This is a genomic window from Chryseobacterium sp. CBo1 (genome assembly GCF_001693475.1).
Lineage (GTDB): Bacteria > Bacteroidota > Bacteroidia > Flavobacteriales > Weeksellaceae > Chryseobacterium > Chryseobacterium formosense.
The window spans coordinates 61,364-87,662 of sequence record NZ_MAUH01000013.1 but is presented as its reverse complement, the minus strand read 5'-3'; the positions used below and the strand labels follow the sequence as shown (position 1 = coordinate 87,662).

The 26,299-nt window shown below is 37.7% G+C and carries 21 protein-coding genes; 7 read left to right on the top strand and 14 right to left on the bottom strand.

Going from position 1 to position 26,299, the window contains the following annotated elements:
• Position 1: 1 nt before the first annotated feature.
• From BA768_RS09980 to BA768_RS09965, 4 genes are all read left to right on the top strand, one after another.
• The gene (locus BA768_RS09980) at positions 2–703 is read left to right on the top strand and encodes a YoaK family protein (protein WP_065720623.1); all 702 of its coding nucleotides are present in this window, start codon (positions 2–4) and stop codon (positions 701–703) included.
• 4 nt (positions 704–707) lie between these two features.
• The gene (locus tag BA768_RS09975; protein WP_065720622.1) at positions 708–1,169 is read left to right on the top strand and encodes a redoxin domain-containing protein; all 462 of its coding nucleotides are present in this window, start codon (positions 708–710) and stop codon (positions 1,167–1,169) included.
• 3 nt (positions 1,170–1,172) lie between these two features.
• The gene (locus BA768_RS09970; RefSeq protein WP_065720621.1) at positions 1,173–1,688 is read left to right on the top strand and encodes a DsbA family protein; all 516 of its coding nucleotides are present in this window, start codon (positions 1,173–1,175) and stop codon (positions 1,686–1,688) included.
• Between the two features lie 234 nt (positions 1,689–1,922).
• Positions 1,923–2,747 (top strand): alpha/beta fold hydrolase, encoded by an 825-nt coding sequence (locus tag BA768_RS09965; protein ID WP_065720620.1) that lies wholly within the window; start codon positions 1,923–1,925, stop codon positions 2,745–2,747.
• 436 nt (positions 2,748–3,183) lie between these two features.
• Here the strand turns inward: BA768_RS09965 and BA768_RS09960 are convergent, their stop codons facing one another.
• The 12 genes from BA768_RS09960 to BA768_RS09905 all read right to left on the bottom strand — a co-directional run bounded on the left by BA768_RS09960 (position 3,184) and on the right by BA768_RS09905 (position 18,673).
• Positions 3,184–3,930, bottom strand: a complete 747-nt coding sequence (locus BA768_RS09960) for a glucose 1-dehydrogenase (RefSeq protein WP_065720619.1) — start codon at positions 3,928–3,930, stop codon at positions 3,184–3,186.
• 82 nt (positions 3,931–4,012) lie between these two features.
• The gene (locus tag BA768_RS09955) at positions 4,013–4,924 is read right to left on the bottom strand and encodes a helix-turn-helix domain-containing protein (RefSeq protein ID WP_065720618.1); all 912 of its coding nucleotides are present in this window, start codon (positions 4,922–4,924) and stop codon (positions 4,013–4,015) included.
• A 132-nt stretch (positions 4,925–5,056) separates the two neighbouring features.
• Positions 5,057–5,647, bottom strand: a complete 591-nt coding sequence (locus BA768_RS09950) for a TetR/AcrR family transcriptional regulator (protein WP_065720617.1) — start codon at positions 5,645–5,647, stop codon at positions 5,057–5,059.
• 61 nt (positions 5,648–5,708) lie between these two features.
• Positions 5,709–6,299, bottom strand: a complete 591-nt coding sequence (locus BA768_RS09945) for a TetR/AcrR family transcriptional regulator (RefSeq protein ID WP_065720616.1) — start codon at positions 6,297–6,299, stop codon at positions 5,709–5,711.
• A gap of 89 nt (positions 6,300–6,388) precedes the next feature.
• The gene (locus BA768_RS09940; protein WP_065720638.1) at positions 6,389–7,828 is read right to left on the bottom strand and encodes a TolC family protein; all 1,440 of its coding nucleotides are present in this window, start codon (positions 7,826–7,828) and stop codon (positions 6,389–6,391) included.
• Between the two features lie 85 nt (positions 7,829–7,913).
• Complete coding sequence (locus BA768_RS09935; protein ID WP_065720615.1) at positions 7,914–11,093, bottom strand: efflux RND transporter permease subunit; 3,180 nt, start codon at positions 11,091–11,093, stop codon at positions 7,914–7,916.
• A gap of 36 nt (positions 11,094–11,129) precedes the next feature.
• A complete protein-coding gene (locus BA768_RS09930; protein ID WP_262484167.1) occupies positions 11,130–12,026 on the bottom strand; it encodes an efflux RND transporter periplasmic adaptor subunit in 897 nt (298 codons plus the stop codon).
• 23 nt (positions 12,027–12,049) lie between these two features.
• Positions 12,050–12,652, bottom strand: a complete 603-nt coding sequence (locus BA768_RS09925) for a hypothetical protein (RefSeq protein WP_065720613.1) — start codon at positions 12,650–12,652, stop codon at positions 12,050–12,052.
• 240 nt (positions 12,653–12,892) lie between these two features.
• Positions 12,893–13,411: a DUF2911 domain-containing protein gene (locus tag BA768_RS09920; protein WP_034674833.1), complete on the bottom strand. Its 519-nt coding sequence runs from the start codon at positions 13,409–13,411 to the stop codon at positions 12,893–12,895.
• 27 nt (positions 13,412–13,438) lie between these two features.
• Positions 13,439–15,130: a sodium:solute symporter gene (locus BA768_RS09915; protein ID WP_065720612.1), complete on the bottom strand. Its 1,692-nt coding sequence runs from the start codon at positions 15,128–15,130 to the stop codon at positions 13,439–13,441.
• A 100-nt stretch (positions 15,131–15,230) separates the two neighbouring features.
• Positions 15,231–17,732 carry a PIG-L family deacetylase gene (locus tag BA768_RS09910; RefSeq protein WP_065720611.1) on the bottom strand — a complete coding sequence of 834 codons (2,502 nt, stop codon included), beginning with the start codon at positions 17,730–17,732 and terminating at the stop codon, positions 15,231–15,233.
• 269 nt (positions 17,733–18,001) lie between these two features.
• Positions 18,002–18,673 carry a hypothetical protein gene (locus tag BA768_RS09905; protein ID WP_065720610.1) on the bottom strand — a complete coding sequence of 224 codons (672 nt, stop codon included), beginning with the start codon at positions 18,671–18,673 and terminating at the stop codon, positions 18,002–18,004.
• A 255-nt stretch (positions 18,674–18,928) separates the two neighbouring features.
• Between BA768_RS09905 and BA768_RS09900 the strand changes: the two genes are divergently transcribed.
• The 3 genes from BA768_RS09900 (at position 18,929) to BA768_RS09890 (ending at position 23,570) form a co-directional block, all read left to right on the top strand.
• Positions 18,929–21,649, top strand: a complete 2,721-nt coding sequence (locus tag BA768_RS09900) for a fibronectin type III domain-containing protein (RefSeq protein WP_228388366.1) — start codon at positions 18,929–18,931, stop codon at positions 21,647–21,649.
• A 408-nt stretch (positions 21,650–22,057) separates the two neighbouring features.
• Positions 22,058–22,627 (top strand): Crp/Fnr family transcriptional regulator, encoded by a 570-nt coding sequence (locus tag BA768_RS09895; RefSeq protein ID WP_065720608.1) that lies wholly within the window; start codon positions 22,058–22,060, stop codon positions 22,625–22,627.
• 79 nt (positions 22,628–22,706) lie between these two features.
• Positions 22,707–23,570, top strand: coding sequence for an SDR family oxidoreductase (locus BA768_RS09890; protein ID WP_065720607.1), 864 nt, complete (start codon positions 22,707–22,709; stop codon positions 23,568–23,570).
• 120 nt (positions 23,571–23,690) lie between these two features.
• Here BA768_RS09890 and BA768_RS09885 read toward each other — a convergent pair whose 3' ends face one another.
• Both BA768_RS09885 and pgl read right to left on the bottom strand, forming a co-directional pair.
• On the bottom strand, positions 23,691–25,268 hold the full coding sequence (locus BA768_RS09885) for a Na+/H+ antiporter (RefSeq protein WP_065720606.1): 1,578 nt from the start codon (positions 25,266–25,268) through the stop codon (positions 23,691–23,693).
• A gap of 310 nt (positions 25,269–25,578) precedes the next feature.
• A complete protein-coding gene (gene pgl, locus BA768_RS09880) occupies positions 25,579–26,289 on the bottom strand; it encodes a 6-phosphogluconolactonase (RefSeq protein WP_065720605.1) in 711 nt (236 codons plus the stop codon).
• Positions 26,290–26,299 lie beyond the last annotated feature (10 nt).

Genomic DNA, 26,299 nt, shown 5'->3' with positions numbered 1-26,299 from the left:
AATGGATAATTCCGGCATCAATACAAACCCCACCATTTCATCTGATTCGATTAAGATGCAAGAGAGATTGGCGATATTTTTAGCACTGATTGCAGGCTACATCGATGCAACAGGACTGATTCAGTGGAAAACGTATGTCTCTTTTATGAGTGGAAATACCACTTCACTTGGAGCGGCGCTTTCAACAGGAAAGTATGGAATCGTTATTACCTCAATTATAGTCATAAGTTGTTTTTTACTAGGAATTTATGCCGGAACCTGCCTGTCATTATGGAAGAGGATTAAGAACCAAATATTAACATTTTATATAGTTTCCGGAATTCTCATTTTCTATTCAATTATTGCTTATTTTTATGATATCAATAATTTGTTATCCATTGCAGTCGTCGGATTTTCAATGGGAATGATGAACACGATTGTAACTTCAGTAGGAAACCAAAAGGTGAATACAGATTTCGTGACGGGAACTCTGAATAGCCTGGCAAGGAACACTGCAATGCTGAATATGAGCAAAGATAAAGATGAAAAAGAAGAATATAAATCTAATGCGATTCATCTTTTACTCTTATGGATTGGATTTTTAACAGGTGCGTTTATCGCTCCTTTCCTACTCGATTATTTTGGAAAATGGACTTTGATGATTCCTGCATTATTACTGATGATTTGCGGAATACTGATTTCAAGAATTAACGCTAAAAACTAATATTATGTTACAGAAAAACGATGTTGCCCCAGATTTTACTTTGTACGCAACGCCAGACCAAAAAATTACACTCTCAGAATTCAAAGGAAAGAATGTCATCCTCGCTTTTTATCCTGCCGACTGGAGTCCGGTTTGCAGCGACCAAATGGCTTTGTATAATGAGACTTTGAAGTTTTTTAAGAAATACGATGCAGAGATTTTCGGAATTTCTGTCGACAGCAAATGGTGTCATCTCGCATTTGCACAAAACAGAAATTTACATTTTCCATTGTTGGCAGATTTTGAAGCGAAAGGAGAAACTGCTAAAAAATATGGTGTTTATGATGAAGAAGAAGGTGAATGTAAACGCGCACTTTTTGTCATCAACAAAGATGGCATCATCGAATGGAGTTATCTGTCGCCAACGGCCATCAATCCTGGCGCGGACGGAATATTAGATGCTTTAGAAACCCTTAACACAAAATAAATTATGTCACTAAAACCAAACGTCAGCCAAGCTGACCACGCACAAGGCAACTTAGATGCCGACCTCGTTATCGTAGAATACGGCGATTATCAATGTCCATACTGTGGTGCCGCTTATCCGGTTCTGAAAGAATTAATGAAAGAATTTGGAAGTCAAATCAAATTTGTCTTTAGAAACTTTCCATTGTCTGAAATGCATCAATACGCCAAACCGGCGGCCATTGCAGCGGAAGCAGCCAATCTTCAGGGGAAATTTTGGGAAATGCACGATGCGATTTATGAAAATCAGAGAGATTTGAATGAAAATCTACTGATGAAATTGGCAGAACAATTAAAACTGAACATTCCTCAATTTGAAAAGGATTTGGAAAGCACTGAGTTAGCAGACAAAGTAGATGCAGATTTTGAAAGCGGCATTATCAGTGGCGTAAACGGAACACCTTCTTTTTTTGTCAATGGAAAGAAATTCGATGGCGGCGCGGAAAACCTTTTAGAATTGGTAAGGGAAAACGTGAACTAATGCTGAATCTGCAGCCCGACTTGAACGGAGCTCATTTTTTTGCAAGGGATTTAGCTTGGAAAAAATAGCGGGAGTGGAAGGCGGAAATAGCTGCCCAAAAAAATAAAAATCATCAAAAATGTACGATATTAAACTAGATTAACGAGAAACGAATTGTACCACCCTACATTTGCTAAAGAATTAAGACAACAAAATATTAAAATAAATTAATCACAACATTAAAAAATTAAAACAATGAGCACACTAAAATTAAAAGACGGAACAGAGATTTTTTACAAAGACCAAGGCGAAGGACCAACTTTGATGTTTCACCACGGATGGCCTTTATCATCAGATGATTGGGACGCACAGGTGATTTTTTTCCTGCAAAGAGGTTACAGAGTGGTAACGCACGACAGAAGAGGCCACGGCCGTTCTAGCCAGGATATTTACAATCACACGATTGAGCAATATGCTTCTGACGCAGCTGAATTGGTAGAATTCCTTGACCTGAAAGATGTAGTTCACATCGGTCACTCTACAGGTGGCGGCGAAGTAATCCGTTATGTGAATAAATATGCGAATGGAAGAGCGAAAAAAGCGGTTTTAATCAGTGCAGTTCCGCCGATTATGGTAGCGAGCGATAGCAATCCTGATGGTGTGCCGATGTCTGTTTTTGATGGCATCAGAGATCAGACTCTGAACAACAGACAGCAATTTTATATCGATTTGACTTTCCCTTTCTATGGCTACAACAGAGAAGGTGCAGACGTGAAAGAAGGCGTACAAAGAAATTGGTGGAGACAAGGAATGATGGGCGGAATTGTAGCGCATTACGACGGAATCAAAGCGTTTTCTGAAACTGATTTCAGAGACGATTTGAAAAATGTTGATATTCCGGTTTTGGTGCTTCACGGTGAAGATGACCAGATTGTGCCTTATCAAAATGCGGCATTGAAATCAATTAAATTATTGAAAAACGGAACTTTAAAAACATATCCTGGTTTCCCTCACGGAATGCCGACTACGGAAGCAGCTACAATTAATAAAGACCTTTTGGAGTTTATTGAGATGCTGTGACAATTTAATCGGGTGTTGATAAGTCAATTATAGATCATAAAAGATGATGAATAGTTAATTAAGAGGAATATCTAAAACTCAACTTTTTTCAAATGTTATAAATCATTATAAATATTCAGATTATAACTTTCTATCTGATTTAGAATTTTATCAATATCAATAATTGGTTTGAATAGAGCCCTTTTATGTTCAAAAACGCCCAAATGGCTCCATTTTTAATCTAAATGAAGCCATTTTTTTGTTTGTTATGCCAGAGTAAGCTAGAATAATATTTTTAAAACTCTATAATCAAGTCTATTCACAATCGTTCAAGGATTACCTATAAAAAGTATCTTAAAATTCACCTGAGTCCATAAAAATAAATAGCGCCGCTTTCCTTAAAGTGACGCTATTAAAAACAAATTTAATGCTAACCAGCGAATAATTAATAATTAAACTATTGGATGCTCATCCCGCCGTCTATTACCTGCTCCGTTCCTGTAAGAAACGATGATTCATCAGATGCTAAAAACACGACCAGGTCACTAACTTCACTTGCATCTGCCATTCTGCCCAGAGGCGTCACATCTGCTGCTCCGCTTCCGTCTTCGCCAGTGGCTTCCATCATCATTGGGGTTTTAATGTATCCTGGATGCACTGAATTGGCTCTGATGTTTTCTTTACCATATTCTACCGCTGCTGCCTTTGTAAGACCTCTGACAGCAAATTTACTGCCCGTGTAGGCCAAGCTTGGATATCCCGGGATTGCTACAATTCCGGCAACTGAGGAAATATTCACGATGGAACCGACACCAGCTTTCTGCATTGATGGTATCGTATATTTCATTCCATAGAAAACAGCATTTTGATTGATTTCAACTACCTTCAGATATTCCTCTTCCGAAATTTCGGTTACCGTTTTTATCGGACCTAAAATTCCTGCATTATTGACCAAAACATTGATGGGTCCAAACTTTTCTTCACCTTTCGATACAACATTTTTCCATTGCTCTACATCCGAAACATCGTGCTTTATAAACAAAGCATTTTCACCTAATTCATCAGCTATCTTTTTTCCCTTTTCTTCATTGAGATCCGTAAGTATAACCTTGGCTCCTTCTGCAATAAATTTTCTTGCGTGTGACTCTCCCATCCCTTGGGATGCACCTGTAATAATGGCTATTTTTCCTTTTAATCGTTCCATACTAATTGAATTTAATTATAAAATAAAATTAGCGATTGATTATCTCCTATTGCTTACCCGAAGTTGGACAAACTTTATCATTTTATGGATCTATCAAAATACTGTGTTTTCGGAACGAAGTGGGCGTCTCACCAGTCTGCTTTTTAAAATAACGGCTGAACGTTTGAAGATTGGTGAACTGAAGATGATCGGCGATTTGACTTATTGACTCGCTGGAATCCGACAAACGCACTTTGCACTCAGACAGGAGCGCCATATTAATGATTTCTGCAGGAGTCTGATGAAACTGGCTTTTTACAATTTTGTGCAGATAATTGGTTGTGATGTTCAGCTCTTGGGCGTAAAATTCAATATTTCTAAAGGTTAAGTAGTGCTTTGAGACCAATTTTTTGAAGTTGTATCCTATCTCTTCCTCACGAGGTTGATGAATTGTGTTTCTGTTTTCTATGTACCTGTTTACCAAAAAATCACTTTCGTTGATCAATGCCAGAAGCATACTTTTTGCGGAATAAATCCACCTTTCGTTGTCTGCCTCCGAAGCAATTAAAAAATCCAGTGTACGTGTAAACAAAGTATTCATTTTCGAGTGGTCTTTTGGGGAAAGAACGACCTGTGAACCGAACTTGTTTTTCAGAAAAGAATTGGGAGCAATAGAGAAGAAACTTTCGAAAAGATAGTCCATAAACTTTTTCGTAAACAGTACAAACATTCCCTTTGTACCAGCTTCTATCTTTATAACCTTTACACTTTGTTCAGGACGATAAATTAATAATGAACGCTCATCTATCAGGAATTTCTGGTAGTCCACTTCGATCGTGATGCTACCGGAATTGATAATTCCATAGGCAAAATAATGCGGCTTCATTTCAAAAGGCTCGAAAATCTCCGGAACATCTGTAAGATAAAGGAAATCATCTGAAATACTCCAGTCGAGTTTTCTGTAGTTGATGATATTCCTGATCGTATATTGCTTAATTTCGTCCTTTCTTTTCATTGATTTAAGTTACCAAATTTATCGAAATGATATCGCATTTTTCAATACATTTATTATATGAGAAAGCTTGATGCTAATTTTTTAACCGATTTAAATAACTAAAAATAAAGCCGAAAATGTTTTAACCTGATTCTATTTTCCCTCTTCAAGAAATCCTTTGATCATTATTCGGACTGCAACATCTCTATCTTTAATAGAATATTCCTCTGATGCGTAGCATACAGAAACAATTCCGTGTACAAGCGAAATCATACCGAAATAGATATCATCAACTTGAAAAGTATTCTTTTTCACGGGGATTATCCGTTGAATTTCCGCCTTTACCAATGTAGAAAATTCATCTGTTTTATTTCTAATTTTATCGATTGAACTTTCAACAATTCTGCGTGACATTAAAAGATAAAGTGGTTTATTTTCCAGTGCGAATTCTATATAATTGCAAAACATATATTCCAGTTTCAATACAGGAGATGCTGAATCTCGTTCATCAGTAATGATTTGCTCAAGTAATTTATTAAAACCAATAATGATGAGTTGATCAGTGAGCGCATCTTTATTTTGGTAGTGAGAATAGATGACCGGAGGAGAATATTCTATTCTGGATGCAATATTTCTAATCGTGATCCCGTCAATCCCTTCCGAGTTCAAAATGTCCATTGCCACTTCGATGATCAAATTGGAAACTTCAGCTTTTTTCTTTAAAATTCTTTCTTTACTTCCCACAATATATTTTCATTGTCATCAATGTCTCCCAACTAAAAATTACCATTTCAACTTTGTTTACTTAATGATTCCTGCCAAAAAGAATATCCAAAATTCTTCCGTTCTTAGTCTTACAGTCATCAAAGATCGATTTGCGATGCACAGGAAGGTCTAAACTGCGGAAAAAATTACTGAAGATGTATGAAAAGGAAGAAAGTGAAAACAGATCGCTTAAAAAAACTTGTGCATCAGGATAATTGATCTCTTTCCGGTCGATCGCTTCCTGAACTTCTGAGATCAGATCTTTAAAACTTTCTAACACATCCTGAAAATACTTTTGCAGATCGTGGCTGACTTTAAGTCTTACCATGAGAAAAACATCGATGTACGGGTACAGCCTGCAGATCTTGTCCGATTCTTCCAAAAAATTGAGGATCTTACTTTTCAGATCATCTTGACATATCAATGTTTCGTATCGAGGTTGTACTAGAGTGTTAAGAATCTCTTTGGTAACAATAGCCTGAAGATTATCCCTCGACCTGAAATAATAGTGAATGACCGTACGGTTTGCCCTTGATTTTTCAGCGACATCGTAAAGCGTAAATCCGAAATTCCCTTCCTTTAACAGAAGGTCTACCGTGGCCGCTTTTATTTTATTTTCTGTATCACTCATTCTTTATAATTTTAAAATAGCAGCCGGCGGAATCCACCAACTGCTACAACAAGAAAAAAATTTAATTATGGTCGTTCATATCATTGGGTTTATTGCCATCCTCCTCCAAGGGCACGGTACAAATCAACAACTGAATTCAGCTTCTGCAATTTAATATTCGCTAAACTCAACTCTGCCTGAAGCTTATTATTTTGAGCTGTAATGACATCAAGATAGGTCGCCATATCCTGTTGGAATAATTTGGTTGAAGTCGTTACAGCTTTATCTGACCTTGCCACCAAAACAACGGTAATCACCTCCTGCTTATCGGCAGATTCGATGTTGGCCAAAGCATTTGACACTTCACCAACAGCACTTAACACCGTTTGTTTGAAATTGATTTCAGACTGATCCATTGCAATTTTCGACTGTTCATATTGGGTCTTCAATTGTTTTCCATTGATTAGAGGCATTGCAAGTGAACCCGCAGCTGCTCCGAACAATGACCCTGGAATGTCAAACCAATTTTTGAAGTTGAAAGTATTTAAACCGCCCTGTGCCGTGATATTCAAAGCCGGATACATACTTGCCTTGGAAACTTTCACATTGGCAAAAGCTTGCCTCACGCTCAGCTCACTGCTTTTCACGTCCGGTCTATAGCTCAAAAGTTCTGTGGGAATCCCTACCGATTTGTATTCCGGCGTCTGCATATTTGTTAGCTTTAATGTTCTTTGGATTTCACCCGGCATTTTTCCAGTCAAAATACTTAACGCATTTTCCTGAATCGTAATCGACTGCTCGATTATCGGAATCGTCACCAGCATTTGGTCACGTGTATTTTCCTGTTGTTGAACGGAAAGACTTGTTGTAATTCCCAATTCCTGCTGCTTAGTAATCATTCTCAAGGTATTATCCACCAGTTTTAAATTCTGATTGGTAATATCCAATTGCGTATCCAACATTAAAAGATTGTAGTAGCCTTGTGCAATTTGCGCAACCAACTGTGTCTGAACCGCTTTCGCAGCTTCCTGCGTTTGAAGATAAGCCGCCAAAGCCGATTCTTTTCTGCCTTTTATTTTTCCCCAAATGTCTGCTTCCCAAGAAATTGAAATATTACTACCGTAGTCTTCTATATATCTTTGACCTAGCATTTGTCCGAACATTTGTCCGTTCATACTATTGTCAGATGGTCTGCTAATGGACGCAGTTGCTATATTTAAATTTACGTTTGGAACATTTCCCCATTTCGAACGGTTATAGCTCAATGCAGCAGATTCGATATTTTTGATGGAAACTTTGAGGTTATTGTTATTTTTGATACCGCTTTCAATCAGCGAAAGCAAAGTCGGGTCTGTGAAAAAATCTTTGTACGGAATTTTTGCAATACTACTTTGTGTGCTATCCTGCGCAACATCCAACTGAGTGGTATCTCTGAAACTCTCGGGCAAGTCTGCTTCCGGAGCCTTATATTTTTGAACGTTACATGATGCTAAACTTAAAAGTGCAGCTGCGGTTCCGATACTTGTATATAATCTGATATTTGATTTCATTGTAATTTTTTTTACCGCCGATAATTGGGCAGACATCATACTCTTGCCTACCCTGAATTATCTTTGGGCTCTCAAACTATTTATATTAATGATTGTGTTTTGCGAGTTTTGAAGGTTCATAATCCCAGACACTTTCGTCAAGTGGTTTCCCGCTTATTCTTTCCTGTAGATATTTAAATACAACAAAAAGAACCGGCGTGATGAACACCCCGAGAACAGTTCCGAACAACATTCCGAAAACCGCTGCATATCCGATGGAATGGTTACCGATTGCGGATGGCCCTGATGCAAATAACAAGGGAAGCAAACCGGCAATGAACGCTAAAGATGTCATCAAAATAGGTCTTAATCTTGCTTTCGCCCCTTCCACTGCAGCGGCCGTTAAACTTTTCCCTGCTTTTCTTCTCTGCATTGCAAATTCTACGATTAAGATTGCATTTTTCGCAAGCAGACCGATAAGCATAACCAAAGCAACCTGCACATAAATATTGTTTGCAATATCAGCAATTGAAATTCCCACAAACACACCTAATAATCCCGTTGGAATTCCTAACAACACTGCAAATGGAACCAGATAGCTTTCATATTGTGCGGAAAGGATGAAGTAAACGAAGATAAAACACAATCCGAAAATCACTGCCGACTGTCCTCCTGAAGACTGCTCCTCACGCGCCATTCCTTTCAGGTCGTATGAAAATCCTGTCGGTAAATTCTGGGCACTAACTTCTTTGAGCGCCGCCATTGCCTGACCTGTACTGTATCCCGGAGCCGGAATCGCAGTGATACTGATGGCATTAAATAAATTATGGTGGTCAACTACCTCCGGACCAGCTGTTTGTTTCAAAGATGCTAATGTATTTACCGGAACCATTTGCCCAACATTATTTTTAATCGAGATTCCGTTCAAAGAATTGGGGTCTGCCCTGTACTCAGGAGGAGCCTGCATCACGACACGGTAGTATTTCCCGAATCTGTTGAAATCTGAAGCCTGCATACTTCCATAATATCCCTGCATCACAGACATAACATCTGAAACATTAACACCCAATTGTTTTGCCTTTACCTCATCAACTACGAGTTCGTACTGTGGAAAGGAAGCATTAAATGTGGTAAATGCCATTGCTATTTCCGGTCTTTGCATCAACGCACCAATGAAGGCATTCGAAGTTTCGTTGAATTTGGTCAATGAACCAGCAGTCTTATCCTGAAGAACGATTTCCATACCACTTGTGTTACCAAATCCCGGAACAGTAGGCATTCCCAAAACAAAGAATGACGCTTCTTTTATCTGACTCACCTCACCCTGAAGCTGACCGATTATTTGATTAATGTCGTGTACCTCACCACGGTCTTTAGGATTTTTCAATTTAAGCATAAATACAGCACTGGATGATGATGTACTGAAATTCAACATATTAAGACCATTCACAGAAACTACGCTTTTAATCGCAGGATGTTTTCTTAAAATCAACTCAGCTCTCGTCACAACATCTGTCGTACGGTCCTGCGTTGAGCCCGGTGGAAGCGTAACAGTTGCCATCAAAAATGATTGGTCTTCATCAGGAATAAATCCTGTCGGCGTAATGATAAACATCCACGCAAATAGACCGATTACAACCGCAAGCCCTGAAAAAGCGACCCATTTTTTCTTCAATAAGAACAGAACCGATTTTCCATATCGGAAAGTCATTTTATCAAATGACGCGTTGAAGCCTGCAAAGAATTTTTCTTTAAATGACAATTTTTTCGGCTCGTGTCCGTGTCCAGGTGTATGATGCTGTTTCAATAAAATCGCACACAAGGCAGGACTCAAGGTCAGTGCATTGACTGCTGATATCACGATTGCCATTGCCAGTGTTAAAGCAAACTGCTGATAGAAGATTCCCGTTGGCCCTTCCATAAAAGCAACCGGTACAAAAACCGCAGCCATTACCAAAGTAATAGAGAAAATCGCTCCAGTAATCTCACTCATCGCAGACATTGTTGCCGCCCTCGGATTAAGTTTCCGGTGCTCCATTTTGGCGTGAACGGCTTCAACAACCACGATGGCATCATCTACCACGATACCAATTGCCAAGACCAAAGCAAATAATGTTAAAAGGTTAATCGAGAATCCGAACAGGTTCATAAAGAAGAAGGTTCCTACAATAGATACCGGAACTGCAATGGCCGGAATCAATGTCGACCTGAAATCCTGCAGGAAGATGAATACAACGATAAAAACAAGGATAAACGCTTCGATCAAAGTATGGATCACCTGATCGATACTTTGATCCAGTGATTCTTTGGAACTGTACATAAAGGTATATTTCACACCTGCCGGGAAAGATGCAGAAAGCTCTTTCACTCTGTTCTGTGCTGCAATCTCAATTTCATTCGCATTGGATCCTGCCGTTTGAAACAGTGCGATCATTACACCTTGTTTTTTCTCATAAAGTGTGGAGACGCCGTAATCATAGGACCCGAATTCCACTTTGGCAATATCCTTTAACCTCAACGTGCTTCCATCATTACCCGCTTTGATAAGAATATTTTCATATTGTGAAGGTTCTGTATTTTTTCCTTTGTAGCGGATGACATAATCCAAGGCTTCCTTGCTTCTTTCGCCAAATCTGCCGGGTGCTGCTTCCACATTCTGCGTTTGAATGGCACCAGCCACTTCTTGCGGTGTCAAATTGTATGAGGCCATTTTTTGAGGATCGAGCCAAACCCTCATCGAATAATCCTTGTTCCCAAAAACCATTGCATCACCTACCCCTTTGATACGTTTCAGCTCTGGTACAAGGTTGATCTTTGCGTAATTCTCTATGAATAGATCGTTCACCGAGGGATCATCCGAGTACAGGGTAAGCATTGCCAGGATACTGTTTTGGCGTTTCATCGTGGTCACCCCGATCTGATTCACCTCTGCAGGAAGCTGGCTGGTTGCCTGTGCTACTCTATTCTGCACATTTACCGCAGCCTGGTCCGGATCCGTCCCCAACTTAAACACCACATTCAGCATCAGGTTACCATTACTGGATGTGGATGTGATGTAGTCCATATTTTCAACACCATTGATTGCATTTTCCAACGGCGGTTCAACAGATCTCGCAATCACTTCGGAACTTGCTCCGGGATAAACTGCAGTTACGGTGACACTTGGTGGCGCAATTTCAGGGAAAGAGGTTATTGGAAGCGTTTTCATCCCTACAATTCCCAGGATGACAAGCAACACCGATATAACGGTCGCTAAGACCGGTCTTTTTATAATCGTTTTTAACATTGATTTTTTATTTGAAATTAAACTTCAGGGCACATCCTATATTTTCCCGGATGCTGATCTCGGTGAAGTTTTATTGGCTTGTTGATTGGCCTTTTTAGGAACGACAGGCATTCCCGGCTGTAATCTTTCGAAGCCAGAAACGATGTAAGATTCACCAGCTTTGATGCCGCTTGTCACCATATAGTTGGTACCGCTTTTTCCAGAGACCTCAATAGCTTTCTGAACAGCTTTATTGTCCTTATCCACTGAAAAAATATACACCTTGTCCTGAATATTGACAGTAGATGCGATCGGGACCATAATGACATTATCATAATGTTGGTCGATCACGATTTTTCCTGTATTTCCACCACGAATAATGTTTTTAGGATTATTGAATTTAGCTCTGAAAGTCACAGATCCCGTACTGGAATTGAACTGACCTTCGACCGCATCGATCTTTCCTTTTTCCTCATAGAGATGACCATCAGCAATCTGCAATCCTACCAATGGAGCTTTCTGAATCTTTTCTTGGATAGTGCTTCCGACCTGGGAATTCTGGAATGTCAGGAAATCATTTTCACTCATACTGAAATACACATTCACCTCGTGCGAATCTGAAAGTACCGTAATGGGTTCTACGCCAGCCGGACTTATCATACTTCCCAAACGATAATTAATTCTGCTAAGATAACCGCTGACAGGAGCTTTGATCGTGCAGAAATCAAGATTGATCTTTGCCGATTGTGCCGTTGCTTCAGCCTGTGTCAAGGATGCTTTTGCACCATCGTACGCAGCCTGGGCTTGTTGGATTTGAATGTTGGAAACAATACTTTCTTTCACCAACTCCTTTCTGCGGTCAAGGTCGATTTTTAGATTGGCTAGATTCGCTCTCGCTACAGAAACGCCGGCTTTTGCTGTATTATACTGCTCAGCATATATTCTGGAATCGATTTGAAAAAGGGGTTGACCTGCTCTTACATAAGCGCCTTCATATAATGAGTATATGTAAACGTATTTTTTTCCAAGTAAAATATGTGCTCCAAGCGGAACCGGTAGGCAAGCTGCTTTATTGAATAGTTGAGCTCTTCATTTGTTGCGGTTAATTCCTCAAGTGTTGCTGCCATTTGCTCTTTCAGAACCTGCTCTTTTTCTTCTTTTTCATGAATTTGTTGCAAGAACTCACGTCTCGAGGTCACTTCAAGGGCTGTATTTAGTATACACCATGTTTTGTTATTATGATCAACAAGCGCTTTATATTCATAATCGAAATAATCAAGTGTTTCGGTTCCGTTTTTTATCAATGTGGCAGGAGCATCAGATACAGAATACGTTTTACCCGTACGCCAGACTTCCTTTAATATATCTAAAAACGGTTGCTCGTGCAGTTCCGGAATAGCTTCAATCAAAGGTTTTCCTATAACCGAAGAATCTTTGCCCCAAAGCGCTAACATTCCTGCGTTCGCAAACTGTATGATCATATTTTCGCCGGAGTAAATTGACGTCGGTGCAGGAGATGTAGCGAGTGCCTGAATAATCAGATCAGAGCTAAAATTAATAGAGCGTTTTTCGGAATTCATAAACAGCAAATTTATGGAAAGAAATTTAATTTTAATACGCTTTTTACTTCTTGTTTAGTCTGACTCAATCGAACTAAATCATCGATAAATGTCTTTGATGCTGCGCTCGTCAGGGTTCTTGAAAGAAACTGTTTGAGATAAACAGTTTAAAATTCCTTCAATAGTAATCTTTGATAAAGCATCAAATTTTAAACAAAAAATCCCGCACTAACGGGATTTTAATCACTTATATTTTAAAATTTATTTTATTTCTACAGGAACTGAAATTTTATCCCAATCCATTGTGAATCCGCTGCTGTTTACTTTATATACTAAAGTTTCCTGTTTGGTTGGTAAAGCCTTTGTTTTAACATCAACTCTTAAGGCATCCTGTGCTTCTTTGTAATCATAAGAACCCCATTGTTTGGCTTCTTTATTAAAAATTGCAGTCCAGGTTCCGGAAGCCTTTGGAATTAAGAAAAAGCTATATTTACCTTTAGCCAGTTTTTTACCCTGAACGGTAATATCTTTATCAGTTTCGAAAGTCGTTGCTTCATTGGCACCCGCACGCCAAACTTTATCATAAGCTACTAAGTCACCCCAGATTTTACGGTCTTTAACAGAAGGACTGCTATAGGCTATTGTAATGTTTGCATCTTTAATTTTTCCTGTAGCCGTAGCCGCCGGACTTGCAGGTTTTTTAGTTTCTTGTGCAAAAGCATTTACTGAAATTGTCATTGCAGCAAAAAGTACGGTAGCAGATTTAATCATTGCTTTCATAATATTTTTGTTTGATTGTTTATTTATTTACGAATTTACTGCTTTCTTCTTATAAAACAGTAAACCTATTGCCGAAAATATAATGACTGCCGCTGCCCCGATTACATTAAGCCAAAGGAAAGAAACGATATCAAACTGATAAACCGCAATGACTGTAATTTCAGATAAAATTGCAGAAATAAACACATTCTTCCCATCGATTTTTTTATAGTAAAATGCGACAAGAAAAATCCCCAGTATCGGACCGTAGAAAAGAGAACCCAATACATTGACTGCTTCAATTAGAGAACCCATCTGCGTTGCAAACATGGCTACGCCAATGGAGAATATACCCCAAGCTAAAGTATGGAGGCGACTATATTTCAATTCAGTTGCATCATTAGGAATTTCTTTTTTAAATATCAAATGAACATCTTTTAATGAGCAGGCGGCCAAGGAATTCAGCGCTGCCGAAATTGAACCCCAACTGGCCAAAAAAATAACGGCAAACAACAAACCTATCATCCCTACAGGCAATGTATTTTTTACAAAATACAGGAAAATATAATTGGTATCCGTTTTCTCCGCATTATAGTTTGAATTATTAATCGCTTCTTCTACCCTGCCGTGAAGTGCTTTCACCTGAGTTTGTGTGTTTTTAAAATCTTGAATTTTATTATTAAGTTGGGGAGATTGAGTTTCTTTTAATTTTAAAATTTCTTTCGATTCTGAATTAAATTTTATCTGTAAATCCTGATGCTCTTTTTCAAAAACCGCAGCCTGTTCCGGTTTTGTTTCCTTTAAATGCTGATAAGAACGTTCGTTAAAATAAATCGGAGCCGGTTTTAGAGAAAAGAAAGCGAAAAGCAAAGCACCAATCAGGAGAATAGCAAATTGCATCGGAATTTTCACCAATCCGTTCAACAGCAAGCCCATTTTTGCATTGGTATTGTCTTTCGCAGTAATATACCTCCCAACCTGACTCTGGTCAGTACCGAAGTAAGACAGTGCCAGGAAAAAACCGCCAATTAAGCCGCTCCAGATATTGTATTTATCTTTCCAGTCGAATTCTGTGGTGATTACATTGAGCTTTCCGGATTTCCCTGCCAGATAAAGTGCATCGTTGAAACCAATTCCATTCGGCATATTTTGAATAAGCAAATAACCTGCAAAAGCCATGGTTCCCAGAATAATGAGAAACTGTAATTTTTGGGTATGCGCGATCGCTTTTGCTCCGCCAACATAGGTATAAATCAACAAAATGCCTCCTGTTAAAACATTCGTTAAATAAATATTCCAGTTTAAAACGCTTGACAAGATGATACTCGGAGCATAAATGCTGATTCCTGTTGATAAGCCTCTCGAAAAAAGAAAAAGCAGTGACGTGAGTACCCTTGTTTTTTTATCAAAACGGTTTTCCAAATATTCATAAGCAGTGTAAACATTTAAGCGCTGAAAAATAGGGATGAAAGTGATACAAATTACAATCATCGCCAAAGGCAGACCAAAGTAATACTGAACGAAACGCATTCCGTCTGTATACGCCTGTCCCGGTGCCGAAAGAAATGTAATGGCACTTGCCTGAGTGGCCATAATCCCTATTAAAACAATGTACCAGGGCATTTTATTATCTGCTTTCAGGTAGGATTCGTTGCTTTTTTGACCACGACCGATGAATACGCCGTAAACAACCACCGCAACCAATGTAAAAATAAGAACTGTCCAATCTATATTGCTCATGCCCAGAATTTAGTAAACAAATAATAAAATGCGATCTGAACTACTAATGCAGCTGCTAATAGTATGTACCAGGTATTCCAATTTTTAAGTTGCTTGTTCATCAGTTTTTCTGTGCAGATAAAAAGTTTAAAAATAAACGTGCTGCCCCAACATTTCCGGCTGGCAACTGTCTGAAAAATGACAAAGGAGTATAAATAAAATTACCCTTCCCATATTTGGCATATAAAGTTGATCCTTGAAGAGGCTCTTCATTGGTATCGTGCATTTCAAAAAGCGGTTCATACGCTGCATCCCATTTGTCCGGGAAATAAGCACCACGTTCCTGAACCCATCCATTAAAATCATTCGCCGTAATTTTGTTTGGAAAATTCAGTAATTTATGATTTGGATTTAAAAATTTAACTTCAGCATTTTCTTCAGTAACTCTCTTATTGGCAATACTAAAATTGTACATCCCCAGTTTGTCAACGATTGTATCCTGGTTGGTGTTATACTGCATCACCAAATTTCCCCCAGCTTTTGCATAAGACCATAAAAAAGGCATCCAGCGATCCAACTTTTTCTCTGTGTTATTGGCTCGAACACCAAGAACAATGGCATCATACTGTGACAGTTTGTTTTGACCGCCGTTTCCAGACTCATTTAAGTTTCCATAAAAATCATCATCTTTTAACACGTCTACCTGAATACCCGCAATACGTAGGAACTCAGGAATGAAATCTCCCGCACCTTGTATATAACCTACTTTTTTAACCTTCGTTTGGATATCACCTTTCATTACAGCTACCGTTGCAGGTGCAAAATATTGTAAGGATGGTAAATGCGGATATTGAATTAATATTTGTTTTTTATTGTAAGTTACTCCGTCTGCAACAAAATTGGCATCCAATTGCAAACGAGATGAATTTATCGAAGCAAGCTTATTTTTTGGAATAGTGTAATCGATGGTGAAATCTTTACCATTTATTGAATTTACATCAGCGCCACCTAACCGTTCTCCATTATACATCAGATTGACTTTTCCATTGTTGAACTGTTTATTGGAATTAACCTTAACATTTAAACTCAAATGTAAATCTTCATTTTCTTTTACAAGATAAAGCGGTTGTGTAAACTTCAGTTCCAATGCAGGAACAATACGTAAGGCTTCGACCACATCACCACGCACCGGGTCTAATTTCTTGAAAGACAAAGGAAGTTTAACCTGAAATTTCTCAGAACCTATTTTTACATCAAGCAAAACATTCAGTGGTGATTCTGCCTCGGGCAAACCGATTAAAGTATCATTCGGAACAGAGAAAGTTGCCGCGTTTGTGGCTGGTTTTACCAACCAGTAAGGTTCTGTGAGTGCTGCATCAGCAGGAATCTGAATGTTATGTTCAATGGTGATTAAAGAATCTTTTGATAATTTTCTGGTAAAGCTTTCTGACTGGCTCAGCCATTTTACATTTTCTAAAATAACAGGATTTTCAGCTCTTGAAATCAGATTTAACCTGAAATTGTAATTTTCTCCGGCAACGGATTCAGCCTGATTGGTTACTACTTCACCCATAAATCCGGCACAACTTAAAATGATATTGTCAAGAGATTTAAGTTTATCCTTTTTCAGGTCTGAATCATTAAGCGCCATCACCTTTTTTCGTAAAGCAAGCAAAGCAGGCAAGCTCAGGTCAGGTTTATTGAAATTGAAAGCGGAAATAATTTTATCTAATGACTGGTCAATATCAGCGTTACCTTTTGCCGTCCAGGTTTTAAGTACGCCGTCAAAAAGTGTTGTTTTTGCAGGCTCACCGGCAACATGACTAAAATATTCAGTTTTGATCCCTGCTACAGACTGTGTTCCCGCACCCTGGCTTTTATGCAAACTTCTGCTTAATCCCGCCAGTTCACCATACCCCACTCCCAATTGCGCATCATATTGTCCAACCGTAATTTTCAGTTGATTTTCAGCTGTCGTATTGACCCCACCAAATCGGAAAGTATTCCACAATACACGTTTTGGCTGCCATACATTCACATATTTTAGTTGATTTGGGAAAGCATTTTTATCGCCTGCCAGTTTAAAAGCTTTTTCTGCAACCACAGCCGAAGCGGCATGTTGTCCGTGTCCTGCTGCTGCAGTAGGCGGAAAACGACAAATGATCACATCCGGACGGAATTTACGGATGATCCAAACTACATCAGATATGATGCTATCTTCATCCCACTGTTTAAAGGTATCGGTTGTATTTTTAGAGAACCCGAAATCGATGGCGCGGGTAAAAAACTGTTGGGCACCGTCCAACTTTCTTGCCTCCAAAAGCTCATGCGTTCTGATTAAACCCAATGCAACACCTTGTTCTGTGCCTAATAAATTCTGACCACCATCACCTCTGGTTAAAGACAGATAGCCCGTTTCTACATTTTGGTCGTTGATTAACCAAGATAGTAATCCTGTATTTTCATCATCGGGGTGAGCAGCCAGGTATAAAACTTTAGGAATATTTTTGAGCGTTTTAAGGTCGCGATAAATTTCAGATGATTTTGAGGGCCGAACCTGTTGGGCCGAACAAAAAACCGTAAAAAAGCCAAGAATAAATACAGTGATTACTTTTCTGAACATTTGAATTTGCTTTGCGGGGCAAATATAAGTAAATCGTTTTTCTTTCGACTTTAAAGAATTATATTCTGAATTTTACAAAAAAAATGCTTAAACTTTTTTATTAAACCACAAAAGACACTAAAGCTTTTTAAACACTAAAGCTATTTTAAGTTATATACTTTACTGTACTATTATGCCGTATTATTTTAAACTTTCTAAAGTCAACTAAAGTGGTTAAAATTAAACAGAGATTATTTATGAATTAGTTTTTCAAAGAAAATGAAAACTATCTATGTTTTTCTAATTGTATTCTTCGTAAGATTGATATAATTAAACATACAAAATGTCGCTACTGCCCCGAAAGTATGCCATAGAAAATGTGTTCCGAAACTGAACCATTCCCATTTATCTGCTATACGGAAGGTTAATGCTAAAGTAAACGATAATAAAGCAAAAGCTACCCATTTGCCGGCTTTCCACCTGGTATAAATCAAATAACTTAATACGGAGAAAAGCACAAACGAAGCCATGATTGCATAATTTATGTTGATAAAAAGAGAAGTGTTATCTATCAAAATCCAGTTTTTCAGAGCAAACATGAGTATCAGATATACCAGAACCATTACAACAGCATAATACCATCTGGTGCTCTGAGCTACAAAATAAAATCCGGCAGACAAGCAAAGTAACATGATGGGCAACCAATCCATCACAATAAATACCGGCCATTGTCTGAATGAATGATAAATAGTTCCGCCAATGGCACCAATATATAATAAGATTAAACAAAAAGTTAAAAAGGGATATTCTTTAAAATTACCCTTTATTTTGATTGTCCAAAAAATAGCTAAGGCTAAAAATAATACAGCAGTTATTGCATTTAACGGCTCAGGGAAAAACTGAGCCATATCTGTTTCTTTATATAACATTCCTCCGTCTGGAGGTAATTGATTTATTGGCATTGTCTATTTTGCATTTGTTTAGGCAAAACTATAGTTAAAAATTAAAAAAACCTCTAATTTTTAATATTATCTAATGTTGAAAAAAGTCAAAGAATAGTGCAAGTCTTAATTTATTGTTGTACTGATAATTTATTAAGCATTAATTAACAGACTTGTAACAACGCAGTAATATAAAGGATTTAGCTTTGGTCAGTTAAAAATCTAATCCATTATTTCTACCAAATGAAACATTATTTACTTCTATTGTGCTGTTTAATGGCACAGTTATGCTTTGCACAGGTACCGGTTACGTATCTACAGAATCCTACTCCCAATTCTATGATTGTCAACTGGAAAACTTCTTCCGACAATGAGACAACAGTCTATTATGGTACTTCATCATCAAACCTAAATGTAACGGTTACAGGAACGACCAATATTTTTTCCGATACCGGATACAGCAATAACTATTATTATCATACGGCGAAGATTACCAATCTTCAGCCTAATACAAAATATTATTATAAAGTAAAAACGGGAGCGAATGAGTCTTTAGTATATAATTTTCGCACTCTTCCACTTCCGGGACAACCATCAACTGCAGACGGTAAAATCAGGTTTCTGATTATGGGTGACAACCAGTTAAAAAACGAACCCAGGTACGATTCTCTTAACCTTCATGCCTATAAAAAAATAAAACAAAGATTTGGCTTGACCCAGGATCCATCAGACAATATTGCTTTAACCTTTATGGTGGGAGATCAGGTCGACGTTGGTACACTCGACCACTATGAAAATGTTCACTTTAAGAAAAATCAAAAACTTTCGCCATACCTTCCCATACAAACTACTGTAGGAAATCATGAGACGTATGGTACTTTGGGTATGAGCTCTTATTATGCCCATTTCTTCATCGATGAGCTGAGCTACAAAAATATTAGTTCAGGAAACGAGAATTATTATGCACAGCAGGCAGGTAATGTTCTTTTTATAAGTTTAAGTTCAGAACACACAGGAGCTGCACAACAAACATGGCTTCAACAGGTTATAGCTGCCGCAGCTACTGACAACACTGTACACTGGATTATCTCTTTAAGCCACAGACCTTATCAGGCAGAGCAATATGTAGGAGATATTTCAACATGGGTAAGAAATACGGCTGTACCTTTGCTTACCTCTTCTGAAAAATACCTTATGCACATTGGTGCTCATCACCACTTATACCATAGAGGACAGCTTAAAAATTCACCAAACTACCAGATCATTTCAGGTGGAACCGCATGGGATCAGTATTGGGGAATGTCTAATGAACAGGATTTTGACGATGTACAAAAAACACTGACAGACTGGACATATCAAATCGTTGAAGTTGATGTACCAAATGGTAAGGTCGATATAGAAAGCTACTCCATCGGCAGTATTTATAACCAAAAGAACAGTGTTGTTGTCGACAGTTTCCATAGGTATAAAAATTTGGCTAAACCTGCAAAACCTGCTATTACTAATGTTTTTACAGCACCTGTAACTTTACCTTTAACAATAAACGGGAGCAATTTCTCAACCACAACTTCGGAGCTTTTAAATACAACACAGTTTCTTATCAGTAAAACGGCTGATTTTTCGGTTATCGACAAAGAATTCTACCGTGACTACGAAAACTGGTTTGGCAAAGAAGGTAATGGAAATCCTGACGTTACAAAAAATTTAAACGCAGGAGTTGATATTACCAAAGCCACTATCGCTACAAATTCTATAACCAACGGAGTTTATTATGTAAAAGTACGATATAGAGACAGAAACCTTGAATGGAGCGACTGGAGCGATGCAAAACAGTTTGAAATAACAGGAAGCGTAGTTTCAAACCCAGCATTGGTTTTAAACAAAACCGAGTATCTTCAAAATGAAGCTATTCTTGCAACATACACGGATGGGCCGGGAAATCAGCAAGACTGGGTTGGAATTTATAAAAAAGGACAAAATCCTTCTGCTGTAACCTCACAAGGTTATAAATATACAAATGGGCAGACTTCCGGGACAGCAGATTTCAATAGCGGACTAGCCACTAAAGGTCAATATTTCGCTGGCTTCTTTGCCAATAACGGATATACTGAGATCACCGGAAGAAAAAACTTTTATGTAGGACCAAAAGTTGTTCTGCAGGCTACATCAGACACCTACCCTGTCGGAGGAACGGTAGTTATTAATTATACAAACGGGCCAAATCTTACCAACGATTGGATTGGAATTTACAAAATGGGACAGGTTCCCGGATCTGCCAATCCTTCAGCAATGTGGAGCTATGTAACAACTGCTGCAGGAACCAAAAACTTTACAGGACTACCAAAGGGCTATTATTACGCAACCTACCTTTTGGAAGACGGGTATACGCAAATCGGAGAAAAAGTATTCTTTAAAGTAGGCGATATCGTAACTGACCTTTGGATAAACAAACCTGTTTATACTTTAGGTGAAAATATCACTGCCTCATGGACAGATTCTCCCGGAATTATCAAAGACTGGCTGGGAATTTATCCGCAAAGTGTACAAACACCGAATGATCAGTTTACATCGTATACTTATTTTGATGGAGTAACCCAAGGTACAAAAACAATCACCGGAAACGTAAATGGTGTTCCTACCACAGCGGGTAATTATTATATGGTAATGTTTACCAACGATTCTTACACAGAAGTTTCGAACAGAGTTTCCTTTCAGGTTGTGGGAAGTACATTGGGTACAAACGAAACGCACAATGCTACCGAGAAAAATGTCATTCTTTATCCAAACCCGGCAAAACCAGGACAGCCAACTTTTATTAAAAGTGATTATCCTATAGAAAAGATTCAACTTCTTTCAGCTGCAGGACAACTGTTATATGAAACTAAAAATGTAAATGATCAGAAATTCTCTTTGGTGAATGAAAACTTGCCAAAAGGTGTTTATTTCGTAAAAGTACATACCCGAAAGTTATTTACTTTAAAACTTATCATAGAATAAAGTATTTAAGTTTAGTTTAAAGATCCAATCTGTAAAATCTGCAGATTGGATCTTTATTTATAATCATCAGAAAAATAGCTCCTATTTACTTTTAAGTTTATTTAAAATTGATTATTAAAGAAAAAGCCACAAACTCTTCAAATGGTTTGCGTACAGATTCTATTATTTGGATCTTAACTTGAAAGTTCCATTTTGTCGGCAAGGTATTTTAGAAAGATTTCGAACATTATTTATCATTATAAAACAAAATTTAATCAAATAAAAAATTTGAAACGAAATATAGGCTGAAGAAAACTCCAGTTATTTTATGATGCTTGTTCAAATCAGTTTTCAGAGCGATTCGTATTTAACAAATACTTTTTACCATATGGTAAATCTATTGCACAAAAAATAAAGTATTTTTAATCTATGAAAGAGTTTATTGAATACATTCTGCAGTTTGGTCATCTGAATCAGCAGCAGATTGGCCTTATTACAAACAAAGCAACGGAGATTGACCTGAGAAAAGGAGAATATTTTTCTGAGGCCGGTAAAATTCCCAAGCAGGTGGGATTTATTCTAGAGGGAGTTGTTCGTTTTTGCTATTACAACAATAAAGGTCAGGAAATCACTCATCATTTTATAGACGAGCTTAACTTTGTTTCGGATCAACAAAATTTTGAGGCACAAATAGTGGCTACCGATTATATTGAGGCAGTTACCGATTGTAAATTGCTTGTTTTTTCGAAAAAAGACTGGGATGACATTGGAAATACCATCGTGGGTTGGCATGATATAACCGGTCTGATCTTAAAAAACTGTTTATTAAAAACCATTGAAAGAAGAAGTCCTTTAGTTTCAGAAGATGCGACCACAAGGTATCTCTCATTTCTTGACAAATTTCCTAATCTTGCCAACAGAATACCGCTGTCTTACATAGCTTCATATTTAGGGATTACCCAGCAATCATTAAGCAGAATAAGAAAAAACATCAGGTAAATCACTTTTTACCATATGGTAAATGTTTTCTTTTGCCAGAATCCGAAATTTGTTTTATTAATTTAAATAACAAAAAAAAATGGATAAAAAAGTAGTCTTGATTACAGGAACAAATAGTGGTTTTGGATGGCTTACTGCCAATAGCGTTGCAGCATTGGGACATAAAGTCTACGCTACCATGAGAGATCTCGACGGAAAAAATGCGGAGAAGGCAAAAGCTTTAGCACAAGTGGAAAATATTACTGTTCTGGATGTGTCGTTAACTGATGAAACCAGTGTACAAAATGCAATCAACACCATTATAGCGAAAGAAGGAACCATTGATGTATTGGTAAACAATGCTGGTATTTCAATGTTTGGTGTGGCAGAAAGCTCAACACCGGAAGATTTGCAGCGAATGATCGATGTCAATGTTATTGCCCCATGGAGATTGATGAAGTTGGCATTGCCTTTTATGCGTAAACAGTCGGAAGGATTGATTATCAACGTTTCAAGTGGATGGGGTAGATTCTCCGCTCCTTTTTTCGCAACGTATGGTGCTTCAAAGTTTGCTTTGGAAGGTTTAAGCGAAAGTTTACATTACGAGTTGCGACCTTTTGGAGTTGATGTAGCAATTATACAACCCGGTTCGTTTCCTACCGAAATGTCTCAAAAGGTTCAGTTCGGATCTGATACATCCGTAAATGATGATTATAAATTGATCGCTGATATACCGGATAAAATATTTGGAGCCGTTGGCAAAATGATTGAAACAGTAAAACCTGATCCGCAGGAAGTTGCTGATGCAGTTGTAAAGCTTATCAATTTACCGAAAGGACAAAGACCGTTGAGAACTGTTGCAGATCCTACTACAGGAGAAATTGTAAGAGCTGCCAATGATGCTGTAGCAACTGAATATTCAAAAGTTTTAACCGCATTCGGAATGCAGGATCTTTTGTCATAAAAATTTAATTTGTAAATACTCCAAAGTCTCTTACTTTGGAGTATTTTTTTTGCAAGTTTAAAGAAATCAAAGAATCGGGTAAGGTTTCGTAGAATTGAAAGTTATTTTCATTGTTAAAGATTAGCTTTTCATATTCAATCTTTCTTCCTGAAGATCAAGCAGACGAAGATGTTTTCTGATTATTTCTTCATCTAACAACAGCTCTTCCCTGTTTTTATTGATGAGCCAGTTTCTTTGAGTTTCAAGAATGTCGATATAAATTTTTCTATATTCCTCATAATTAAGAATAATTTCAGAGCTGTTTACCTGCCTTTCATATTTCTGCAACTGATCTTTCAAAGTTGGGAAACTGTCTACCTTATGAGCATAATCGTTACGTATTTTATCAATTGCCACTTTTGCCAAACTATTCTGAATATCGTAATCGATCTCTTTCTCACTTTTAATAAAATCCCGGTCTATCGGTGGAAATTTTTTAAGTAAAAAAGGAAGCGTAAGTCCTTGTAAGAGTAAAGTTAACAGAATCACTATAAATGTGATGAAAAGTATCATATTTCTTTGAGGAAACGGAGTTCCATCATCTAACGTCAACGGAATGGAAAGTGCGGCAGCAAGAGATACTACGCCTCTCATTCCGGTCCAGCCAATAATTATGGGGGTTTGCCAACCGGGCGATTGTGCATCTGCAACGGTGATAAAATTTCTCATCACCAAGGTTGTAATTACTGCTGCATAGCCTGCTAAAATTCTTACTATAATCAGAACAACAGTAACTGCAACTCCATAACCGATTGCAGTGTAAATATCTGTATCACCTAAACCGGAAACAATTTCTGGCAGGTCTAAACCTATAAGCATGAAAACAATTCCATTCAACAAAAAACAAAAGCTTTCCCAAACGGTTACCGTACGTATTCGCGATGCACTGCTCAAAAAATCATGACTGCGATAAGACAGGAATAATCCGCCGGTCACAACCGCCAAAACTCCTGATGCATGAAATTGTTCTGCTACCAAATACATAGAGAATGGCGCAATAAAAGTCAGTAAAATATCGGTGTTTGAATCGGTAGGTAAAATTTTGTGTAGTTTCATAAAGATGTATGCAATAGCAAGCCCGATTCCCACACCACCAAAGCACATCCAAACAAAACTTCCAGCCGCTTCATGCCAGATAAATTGACCGGTTGCAGCAGCAATCATTGCAAATCTGAAAATGATCAGAGAAGAAGCATCGTTCAGCAAACTTTCACCTTCAAGAATTGAAGCCAGTCTTTTTGGCACTTTTACAAATTTTAAAATTGCTCCGGCGCTTACTGCATCAGGTGGAGAAACTATACCGCCCAATAAAAAACCAAGAGCTAAAGAAAATCCCGGAATAAAATAATTGGCGAAAACAGCAACTGAGAATGCGGTAAAAAAAACGACTACAAAAGCAAAACTAAAAATAATCCTACGCCATCGCCAGAGTTCTTTCCATGATGTTGACCATGCAGCTTCATACAGCAAAGGAGGTAAAAAAATAATAAATAATAATTCGGGATCAATCTTAAGTGCCGGTACACCAGGAATAAAACTTATAAAAAGTCCTGCTAATACCAGCAGTACCGGATAGGCAACCCGTATCTTTTTGGCCAACATGATGAGCATTATAATTAAGAAAACCAAAAAAAGATAAAATTCAAAGTCTTCAAGCATATCGTGATTTTAGATATTTAAATATAAAAAAATATTTAATTTTTGTGATAATTTACCTGACTGAATCAAATTGTTTTATGTGGAAATATAATTTTCACACTTATGCGTATATCCTGATTTTAATCAATTATAATTAACTATCATTCAACATCTTCAAAACATATCTATATCTTCAAACAAATATTTTGTTAGACTTCTGTTATTATTCACAGATAAAATGAGGCTATCCCACTTTTGGGACAGCCTCATTTGTAATCAAAGGAATACTTTTCTTAACTATTCCAATATTAATTTAGTGTCGTTTATCAGATCAGGCTCCCGCCTCTTCATCGGTAAAAATCTGTACTCCATCTTTCTTTTCAATTAGCTGAAGCGGATATAATTCCGGATTATAGTCTCCGTTTAAGACTTCATTAAGAGCGTGTTTTTTAGATTGACCAAATGTGACAATCAGAATATTTTCAGCTTTGTTAATGATAGGTTCAGTCAAAGTAATTCTATACATTTCCTGCGGTTTCAGGTAATAAGCATCCACCCATTTTTCTTTTTCGTGTAAAACTTTCTCACCTGGAAACAAAGATGCCGTATGACCATCATCACCCATTCCTAAAAGAATAAAATCGAAAGTACCGTCGTCTCCCAAAACATTTGTGATTTGCGCTTCATATTGTTTAGCATAATCTTTTGGCTCGATCCCATCTTTATACATCGGAAAAATCTGATCTTTATTGACCGGAACTTTATCCAAAAGCGTCTCCAAAGTCATTTTAAAATTACTTTTTTCGTCATCCAGAGAAACCCATCTTTCATCTACCCAGAAAAAGTAAATTTTATTCCATTCTATCTCATCTGCGTATTCCGGAGTCGACAATAAGCTGAAAATAGCTTTTGGAGAAGAACCTCCACTTAATGCCACTACAAACTTTCCACGCTTTTGAATTGCCTTTTCCGAAAGTTCTACAAACAGATCTGCTGATTTTTTGTATAAAACATCCAGATCATTAAATATTGTAATATTCATTTAGTCTTTA